This window comes from Glutamicibacter sp. AOP38-B1-38 (assembly GCF_052377485.1).
Classification (GTDB): Bacteria; Actinomycetota; Actinomycetes; order Actinomycetales; family Micrococcaceae; genus Glutamicibacter.
The window spans coordinates 1-259 of the sequence record NZ_JBQSWU010000112.1 but is presented as its reverse complement, the minus strand read 5'-3'; the positions used below and the strand labels follow the sequence as shown (position 1 = coordinate 259).

Annotated in this window: 1 protein-coding gene; it reads right to left on the bottom strand. The window is 66.4% G+C overall.

Translation table 11 applies throughout. The features are described from left to right. A partial coding sequence (locus ACT3TP_RS18825) for a GMC family oxidoreductase N-terminal domain-containing protein (RefSeq protein ID WP_444621304.1) occupies positions 1–259 on the bottom strand: 259 nt, incomplete at both ends.

Sequence of the window (259 nt, the reverse complement as noted above, 5' to 3'; positions counted from 1 at the left end):
CCCCGAATCCCCGTGGTGCGGGGCCTCCGGCCCGGCGTCCTCATTGCGCTCCAGCTGCTGATACAGCCGGTAGGCCATCGCCGAATTCCAGCCGGTGGCCCCGAACTTCGATTCCCATTCGTCCAGGTCCTCGCGCGGCGCCCAGAACGCGATGCAGGAATTATGGCTGGAGCACCCGCCCATCACCTTGGCCCGGGAATGGCGCATGAAGGAGTTCCCGTTCTCCTGCGCCTCGATCGGGTAGTCCCAGTCGAGGCCT